Below are 9,658 nucleotides of genomic sequence, written 5' to 3'. Positions count from 1 at the left end.
TTTTCTACTTTCCGGTAAAACTTTCAAGTCCGTCACTTTTCCGTTTTTGAGAGTGGCTTCTACTGTTGTTTCGCCCGGAGCATGAAGTTTGAAATGTACGTTCCATTCTTTCGGCCATGCCGGGAAAAGGAGTATTTGTTCTCCATTGGTTTGCAATAGCATTTCCTGAAGTCCTATCATGCCGCTACCTCCCCAGTTGTGATCGGGTGTCCAATCATATCCCGGTCCCCAAAATGCGGGGAAACGATGCGGTCCATTCGATAATTTGGCTAAAGATAGTTTCTTTGCTTCTTCGGTCAGGCCTAAACAGGCAGCCCATATATTATCTTGTTTCCATCCGGTATGCGAACGGAACTTGATGGCATCCGGGTCATAAAAGTAGGTATTACGGGCTATATCCAGATCCTCCTTTCCTACTCCATAAATACGCCATGGAAACACTGGATAAAGTTGTGGCGTTTCAACATTATTAATTCGTTCCCAACTTACGGCGGGCGAAATTGTTTGCTTCAAGACCGGAGCAATAGTCGGATTCAACGTATCTTTTATTTCTATGTATCGCAATGGAATCGGAGGTATTGCTTTTAGCATCTCCTCTTTCTCTCCGTATGTTTCTAATACCACTTTCAGGGCGGCGATGGTGCTGCTTGCGTTATTGGTCATTTTATATGTTTCACAAGCAGAACCCGGGAAAATAATCAGATGTCCGTTGCCATCCAACACTTTCCGTCCTCGGCGGGAAGCTAGTTGCTGGTAATGTTCGTCGAAGAATGTCAGCGAACTTTCGATCAGAGGTAAATAAGGGGTAATATCAGCATTTGCATAGTTCTTTGTTTCCAATATCATTTGGCAGAATTCAAGAACCGTATCCCATTCATATTCCAGCCAGGCATTATATTCCAATCCTTTGTCGAACCAGTCCGGTCGTTTGAAACCATATTCTGCGGGGTTCGGCAAACCGAAATTTTCGATCTGCTCGCTAAAGCAAGCTCCATCATGTTGCCAATATATACGGCTTCGCAGTTCTGCATTTTTCAACATGCGGTTATAAAAATCAAACTGGGAAGGCATCATATCAAAGTCTCCGCTTTTCAGCATCGGCCAGTATACTAAACGTTGATTCTGTGCAGTCATTGTGCCACCTCCCCATTTTCGGTAGTCGGGAGTGAAAGATTGTTTTTCATCGACATGGCAAGGATCAAAGGTAAATAGTCCGCCATTGAATTTAGTCGGTACGCTGCCATAAGCATTACATCCTAGCATATAGCGGAAAAGGGTGTAGTTTCTAGTTATTTCTTTTGCTTCCCCTTCTGCTTCGATAAAACTGCGTTGCCAAAAGGAATTCCACCACGAACGGGTCTGTTTTTTATCCTGTATGATAATCTTCGATGAAACTTTACCTTTGGGGGCTATTCTTTGCAAAGCAGTTTGTAGTCCCTGCTCCCATTCTTCTATTGTTTCTGTCTGGTCTGTATGTAACACAATACAGATATGTTCTTTCCGGGCTGCTTTGGAAGAACGAAACTTCCAGGCACGATAGTCTGTGCCGGCATATACATCATCCGCAGTGCCTGCAAATTCTAAGTTTTCGCCAAAAAGAGTTCCTCCGAAAGTCAAGTTTTTCAAAGGATTCATCATTTGAGATTTGACTTCGTTCATTCCTTGTTGAGCTACAACTACATCAAAAACGGTCTGTTCGGGATTGCGATGATAAAACAGAAGTTGGTTCCTTTTTATTGAAGTCCTATTTGTTTCAGCCTTTCCTGTTGAATCAGTAATTTTGTCTAAAGAAATAAAGTCGGACTCCGTCACAGTACCTTTCGGGGGAGCCCATTTGTAGGAACACTGTTGCCCCTCTCCTTTTCTGACAGGTCGTTCCTGATAGCGCCAATTTTCATAAAAGACTTCAGTCTGCAACGGTTGTTCATTTGTTACCTCTACATGTATAATCGGATGAAAAACATCTACCCAAAATTGTATCTGTGTGTTTCCTGCCGCGATTTCTACATATCCGTCTTTCAGCTTCAACTCCTGACGAAAATCTTTAGCGTCTTTGAAAGGATTGGGCGACAGGCGGAGACGTACACGCCCTTGTTTTAACTGGCAGTTGTTTTCGTCGAATGTGCCGCTACGGCTCACATAGAACATAACATCACCGTCTTCTACCCATATATTCATCCCGATATCTCCACCGCCACAGGGCATAGATTCAGAAGAATTACGACTGGGAGTATTCCAAATGACATTGGCATGCTGACTCCAAAGAGCCGACACGCCAACAAACAGTATGGTTATAATCAGATAAAATCTCTTCATATATTTTTCATATTTTACCTTGTCTATTTACGATTACCAATCATCCGAACGAAAAGACCCTAAAGGCAATCCGTCGCAATATACATCTCCTTCCACATAGTTTTCAAAACAATATCGAACAGCTACCGGGTGCGGCACTTTATCGCTTTTCACTAGCATCTTACTACGTTCTATCCATGCTTTGGCCGGGTAAAAAACTTTATCTTCGCCGGCTACCTGAAAGTTTTTCGATTCGAAACAGTTCTTGCCGCTAATCCACATATTGGCACGTTCGAAGCTGACAACTACGGTGTCGTTCTTTATTTCAATGCTTTTATAATAAGGACTTTCGCCATTCACGCCTTCCACTCCATACGTTTTAGTTAAAGCCAAAAGTGCCAGGCGTTCGCCTGCAACCTGTTTCTTTGCGGGATGGATACCTTTTTCCATTCCTGCATCCAATAATACAGCCATACCGCTGTTAGCTACACGATGTTCTACTTTTGCTTGTGCCTCCCGGAGATATGCCGAATTTATCACTTCCTTTCCTTTTTCGGTAATAATCCCGTAATCATACGGAGCTATCTGGCAATAATAGAAAGGAAAATCTCCCTGTTTCCATTCGGCACGCCAACCGTTAATCAATCGGGTAAACATATCAGCATACGTATGGGCACGATTCCAGTTATCTTCACCCTGATACCAAATCACTCCTTTCATGGTCATACCGATTAATGGATGCAACATACCATTATAAAGCACGGTCGGAGTACGGTTCTTGGATTTTATCTCGGTTTCCGTTTGAGGTATCTTCGCTTCCGGAAAGGCTTTCAGCCAGTCTGCCGTCATCCATGCTTCACAGGCGGAACCACCCCAGGCTGCTACAACTAATCCGACCGGAACATCTAATATTTCATTTACCAGTCTTCCGAAATAATAGGCTGTTGCACTGAAATCACGGACACTAACCGGATTGGCTTCTTTCCAGGAACCGATAACGTCATTCTGTGGAGTGAATGTAGAAGTACGTTTCACCGTAAACAGACGGATTTGTGGATTCTTGCTGTGAAGAATGTCCATATTGGCATTTTCTACCGGTTGGTTTTTGAATCCTTTCATCGGCATTTCCATATTACTTTGTCCGGAACAAAGCCAAAGTTCGCCTATCAGAATATTATTCAGTGTCTTTTTGGTTCCATCATCAAAGGTCACAGTATAAGGACCTCCCGCTTCGGGAGTAGCTACTGTCAGTTTCCATGCCCCATTTTTATCTGCTGTTGCTGCATATTGTTTTTCATTCCAACTAGTGGTCACTGTTACTTTTTTATGAGGAGTCGCCGTCCCCCAAAGGTTTGCATTGGTCTGTTGCTGCATCACCATGCCATCAGAAAAAATAGCCGGTAGCTTTACTTCTGCGTGTGTTGACAGGCAGGCAGCAAGTAGAAAACCTGCCAACATTGTACCTGTTTTAATAATTGAACTTTTCATACTTTAGCTATATTATAATGAATTGGGCACGGATTACATGGATTGCGCTGTTACTTTATGTAATACGATTCTCATAAACCGTGTAATCCGCGTAATCCGTGCCTTAAAAATCTATTTTATTCTGTGGTAGAAAAACTCAAAGGTCCGAGTAATCCTGCCGGAAGCAGCGTTTTTTCTGCCCTGCGATATTTTGCATTAGTCCAAATGCCATCAAACGGCGCTTTTCCTTCATCAGCTCCTGTCAGTGCATTCGCCCATGTATTTGTAACCTCTATTTCAAGCTCATTAATTCCTTTTTTCAAGGCACCTGTAATATCTGCACGATAAGGAGCTGTCCAGATTGTGCCACAATCTACACCATTCACACGAACAGTTGCCAAATTATAAACTGTTCCCAGATTCAGATAAACCTGTTGGTCTTTATTCGGCTTATTTTTCCAGCGAAAAGTGGTTTTATAGGTCGCTGTCCCCGAATAATAACGTATCTGTTCGTCCGATTCTTGGCTCCAGTCGAAGAGTTTTTTTCGTGTGAGCGTTTTTTTGTTAGCTACAAAAGTTATAGTATATTCCTTTGCCTCCAAAGCTATGTTTAAAGGGGCTTTGGCGGTGTCTTTTTTCTCCTTTTGCAGTTGGAGAGAGGACTCTCCATAACCTTCATCTACTCCCTCCGCAGGATATACGATGAATACGGATTCGTTAGGAGCCAATGTGAGAGTAACTTCTGTCCGGTTTCCGTTGATACGATAGGAAGGATGAATATTCATCTCACCCGTCACCGGGTTCCAACATTCCGGTTTCTTACCGTTAATACGCATACTTGCAGTAAACGTGCGTGTTTCGTCCTTTTGGTTGGCTACGAAATAGAGTTCGCCAAGTTCGCCACGACGATGCGTCCAGGCAATATCTTCCGGCACAATCATGTCACGTTCCAAGCCATACACGGAAAAATCTTCTTCTGTATATGGTAAAGAAGGCACCAAAATGCCAGCTTCTTTTAGTTCATTGATTTTTTTCTGCACTTCCGATGACAATACAGGTTCGGGATTCATAGGACGCGAAAGAGGCAGTACCAGCACTTTATAACTTGCTCCACCCGGCAACGTTATTCGTCCGTTTTCTGCTTTCGCCAAACGAAGGATTGCATCTTTATTAAAACTATCGTATGCATATCCACGAAGCGGATTCACCCATTTCTCCGGATCAGCCATGTTAGCTGAATGGGTAACACCTACCGGACGTACACGTAAAGGCTGTCCCTCATTGGCCAGACGGATGCGTTCACTTTCCACTCGTTCTGCACCGAAGATTCCCGGCAGAGAGGGAACCAATCGTTCCGGTAATATCGAACGCCTCGGCACTTCTTCACCTGTAAAGACTGCGATGTCTGTTACCGGATGCCCATATTGCAACAACGACTGGCAACGGGTAGCATATTCGGAAAAGGCTTTTGCCCCTTTATCCCACCAGGTCTGATCCCGTTGGAAGAAAAGTCCGATGCCATCCAATGTCATGCCGGGTTTGCGGTCCAGCCAGGGATTATGTACATATACATGGTAGAAAAGACGGTTGATTCCTAATGCATAATTACGATCCAACAAGGCTTTCAACATTCCGGGGTATTCATCCCACGTGCCACGCACTTCGGTGAATCCTTCAGCCTGAATTATATTCTTTCCGTAGATATGTGCTCCGCTAATAGCGTCGAGCATATCATTCGGTTTGTCATGTGTGGGACTGTTCAACCAAAATTCACCCATCGGAAGATCTACTTTTTGATAATGTAGTAGACCATCACTTACCATCGTCGGAGCCACACATTCTGCCGAGAATTGGCAATCATATTCTTTCGCACAGTCCGCCAATACCTGATAGAACACATCTACGACGAGTTCTGATATGGTAGTACGTACGTCTCGCAGAATCTTTTCACTTTGTTCGACACTTTCCATCGGAATACCTGCCAATAGAGGTAGATAAGGCATCAAATCGTAGCCACGACGTTTCTGAAATTCAATAGCGAAACGTTTATTCCAGTTTTGGCTGCCACATTCCCAGCTATCGACATGCATATATTTCAGTACACGACGAGCTATTTCGGGATTAGTCTTTGTAAATGCCTGTGCATACCAGTTATCGAATTGCTTCCGTACCGTTTTCGGGTTAAACTTATCACATTCCAATCCTTTTCCACCTCCCGCTGTCGCATTGGTATGCCCGGTAGCTGTATGTCCCATGCGAAGTAATTTCCATTTTCCTTTGGGGAGAGTGGCGGTCAATGTTTTTCCATTCGAATGACCGGTATATTGCTTTGTTAGATTGATGACTTGTGAAAGTGAATAGCAATCCTGTTTCCCGACTTCCTCTTCTTTAGTCGCTTGAGCAACACGCCATACCAGTCCGGCTTTTCCTTCCCATTGGTTCAGACGGGCTTCCCGGTGCAGGCGTAATTCTTTTATTTTCAGATTGGGCTTCCATTTGGCAGCATCCATATCTTCACTTCCCGGTTCGCTCCCTTCAGGAGTCCAGTAGAAACGGAAGAAACGGGCAGTAGTCGGAGGAATACTATGAGTTGAATTCTCATCCGTATTCTGCCATCCCTGACGGGCAGGGACCAACTGCTTAACCAAACGATAATTCACTCCGTCGTCACTGGCCATTACTTTCAAGCGGTGTGCCTGATAATTATTACCAGTTAAAACGATTTCGATGTTCCGGCAAGTGAAAGGTTGTCCGTATTCATACTGGATATAGCAGGGATATGAAGAACGGATCACTCCCGCCGCATCCATATTCACTGTTTGAGCTGCTTTTATATTTCCTGTCGTGGCTAGATTGACACAGGTAATTTTTGCCTGCATCTCGTCCGCTGCGTCTTCTACCGGCAAAGCGAATAATGCAATATCTTCATAATAATTTTCATAGGCTTCCGGTTGTGGCAAGCGAATAGCCATCAACTTTCCTCCGTTTACAATCGTATCGCTCCAAACCACTTTCTGCATAGATTCTTCAGGAGTAATCCAGGGGCCTCCCGCCAATGCGAAACCATCACAGATGTGCATTCCCAATTTCAGTCCCAAACGATCTGCTTCTTCCATGCTGAAACGCACCATCTCCCACCATTCGGGAGTTAGCTGCTGCGCCTTGCCATCGTATTGGGCGCCTTCATGAATACCTTTAATCGGCATCAGATAAGTACCTCCTAATCCGGCATGTTTCATTGCCTCCAAATCGGCTGTAATGCCTTCTTTAGACACGGCGCCATACATCCAATACCAAAAGGTCCAGGGTTTTGCTTCATCGGAAGGACTTAAGAATTGATCGCGAAGCGAGCGTGTTTGCTGTGCATCGGCAGGGCATACGGCTGTCCATGCTAATAGAGAAAGTGCAAATATTTGTTGTTTCAGTCGGCTTTTCATTCCAGTCTATATTTTTACTTATAGATAAGACGAAAAACATTCTGTTTTGTACTCACTGTATTTTCCTGACTCAAATTAAATTAAGCTATTTAATTTGTCAGATAGAATTAAAACGATAGTTTATCTATCTCTTCTGTAATAGTTCTTCAAACACTTCAAATACCCTTGAATATGAAATGTGCGGATTGTTTATATCAATAGAGATGCTACGTGCATGATTTATGGCAGATTCTAGCTTTTCTTTGAGTTGGAGATATAAGTTGTTCTTTGAAAAATACTCAATGTTTTTTTCGTACTTTTCAAGACGACCATTCTTTTTCAACTCTGTAATTACTTCGTCACAGTTACGAAACTGCCGGTCGGTAAAGACAAAGTGTAATAATAGCCAAAATTCAAAGGCAGGATTACTTTCTATGAAATAAATCTCATTTTTGTATGCCTTGATGCATGATGACTTCTCTTTATCATAGGCTTGTTTACGTACATTATCAGCATTGATATAATCCATATCAATCAAGCAAAAAACGACATCAAATTCTTTCGCTAATAGCGATTGAGCTTTCGTTATGATATCACTGTAGTCAGGATGTTTGGGTTTATCAGGTTTTAGGGTAACATTGAACTTCTTCAATAAGTCCTTTTCAACATTACGAAATCCATCAAAATAGAAAAACTCTGTGATTCCTTCACCGATAATCGCATAAGATTTCCGAATTTCTTTTATTCTTTTTTCGCGTGCCATACTTATCGTTTTTTAGAAATAAAAATACCGCCCAGCGTTGGTTTGGCGCCAAATTTCCCTGCATTATATGCATTGAGAAACGAAACGCCATTGCGGATATTGAAGTCATCAAGTGAAAACAGGTCTGTTGAACCATCATCCTTTTTTTCTGTAAACCAGACTACATCTTTACGTAAATCCTCGGTGTCTAATGATTGGAGATTATGCGTACTGAAAATCAGCTGCGAATAAGTCGAATTAACCAAAAATAAGTTGATGAAATGGGCAAATAAATCCGGATGCAGCGAATTCTCAAGTTCATCAACAGGTATGATAGCATTTCTTTCAAGCAATATATTCAGAATAGTTCCCAAACCATAATAGCGCATTGTTCCTGCTGATTCAAGTATATCAGGCAGGTAATGAACAGAAGATGTTCCATTGGCTACAATCGTATGTTCAAATATCAAATCCGTATTTTTTTTATTTTTCTCATTTTGTTGAACATCAAAACCGGATATATTAAAATCTGCACGGTGCAGTAAATCTAATAAAAAGGATTTATTCTCCTTCTCTGCTTCCATTTCTCCTGTTGTCCATGTTTTCAAATCCGTTTGGGGCAAGAGTATAGGCAACCACTGCTTCAAGAAATAGTTATAGACACGTTCTAATTCAGGAAACATAAAGTTAGCTGTAGCATAAGCTGAAACAACACTCATATTACTAAGCGTATTTACCTGCAACTTTTCCTGCTCGGCCACATTGAGTTTGACTTTGCTTCCTAATCGGATATGAGTGATTCCATTAATGGTCTCTCGGGAGAAAATTTCGGCTGGTTGCTTACCAGGATAATATTTAAGTGTTTCTTTTAGGACAGCACTATTATCTACTTCAAGATAATAGAGATGCTTCATATTGTTTACAAAAAAAGTCAATTCAAATACTCCACATTCTTTCTTTGTCGTATCATCCAAGAGAAACGGAGTAAACCCGATAGGCTGCATCTTGTTTATCTTAGGCGAAATGGCTATTTTTCGTATGAAATCAAGTGCTAGCAATACGTTAGTCTTTCCTGAAGCATTAGCTCCATAGAGGATACCGAGTTTTAATACTTTCGTATCGTTGATAGTGGTACAGTAATATTCTTCTGAAATCTTATCTGCAGAGGCTTCAAAACTTAATATCTGCCAATCCTTAGCTGATCTGAAATTTCTAAATTTAAACTCTAAAATCATACTCCAATATATTAAAAATGCGACTATTTTGCAAATATAGCATTTTAAGCTATTTATTCCACATTTTAATCTATTCTTTTTTAGCTATAAAAAAAGGTGCACCTCCTTTCCTACTCTTGGAAGAAGGTGCACCACACAAACAAAACAAACAATAGACGACCTTCACAGGCGGTATTTCATATATAACTCAACTAATTATAACTCAATTTCATTTTTAACGTAAATTCTCTCCCTGTATTCAGACGGAGTCATACCGGTATGTTCACGAAAGAATCTTGTCATAACAGAGTTCGACTGGAAGTTCGTGCGTGAGGCCACTTCTTTTATTTCAAGGTCAGAATCCCGTAAAAGAGCCTTTATTTCAAGAAGGGAGTAATCTATAATCCAGTCTTTTGCCGAACGACCGCTCATATCTGTAATTACCATTGTAAGATGCTTGGCGGACACACACATCTTTTTCGCATAAAACGCAACATCCCGACTTACGGTATGAAATTCGATCA

Annotated in this window: 6 protein-coding genes; all 6 read right to left on the bottom strand. The window is 41.8% G+C overall.

The features are described from left to right. On the bottom strand, nt 1-2,316 hold a 2,316-nt coding region (locus BXY_RS01955; RefSeq protein ID WP_208946718.1), incomplete at its 3' end, for a DUF5703 domain-containing protein. Between the two features lie 33 nt (nt 2,317-2,349). After that, the gene (locus BXY_RS01950) at nt 2,350-3,783 is read right to left on the bottom strand and encodes a sialate O-acetylesterase (protein ID WP_015531088.1); all 1,434 of its coding nucleotides are present in this window, start codon (nt 3,781-3,783) and stop codon (nt 2,350-2,352) included. Between the two features lie 116 nt (nt 3,784-3,899). Continuing rightward, complete coding sequence (locus BXY_RS01945; protein WP_015531087.1) at nt 3,900-7,199, bottom strand: glycosyl hydrolase; 3,300 nt, start codon at nt 7,197-7,199, stop codon at nt 3,900-3,902. Nucleotides 7,200-7,323: 124 nt separating this feature from the next. Then, nucleotides 7,324-7,941, bottom strand: coding sequence for an RloB family protein (locus tag BXY_RS01940; protein ID WP_015531086.1), 618 nt, complete (start codon nt 7,939-7,941; stop codon nt 7,324-7,326). Between the two features lie 2 nt (nt 7,942-7,943). Next, entirely contained in the window at nt 7,944-9,155 is a 1,212-nt protein-coding gene (locus BXY_RS01935; RefSeq protein ID WP_015531085.1) for an AAA family ATPase, read from the bottom strand. 195 nt (nt 9,156-9,350) lie between these two features. After that, on the bottom strand, nt 9,351-9,658 hold a 308-nt coding region (locus BXY_RS01930; RefSeq protein ID WP_208946717.1), incomplete at its 5' end, for a helix-turn-helix domain-containing protein.

Origin of the sequence: Bacteroides xylanisolvens XB1A (genome assembly GCF_000210075.1) — a bacterium.
GTDB classification, from domain to species: domain Bacteria; phylum Bacteroidota; class Bacteroidia; order Bacteroidales; family Bacteroidaceae; genus Bacteroides; species Bacteroides xylanisolvens.
The sequence above is the reverse complement of the archived record's forward strand: the minus strand, read 5'-3'. Positions and strand labels throughout refer to the sequence as shown.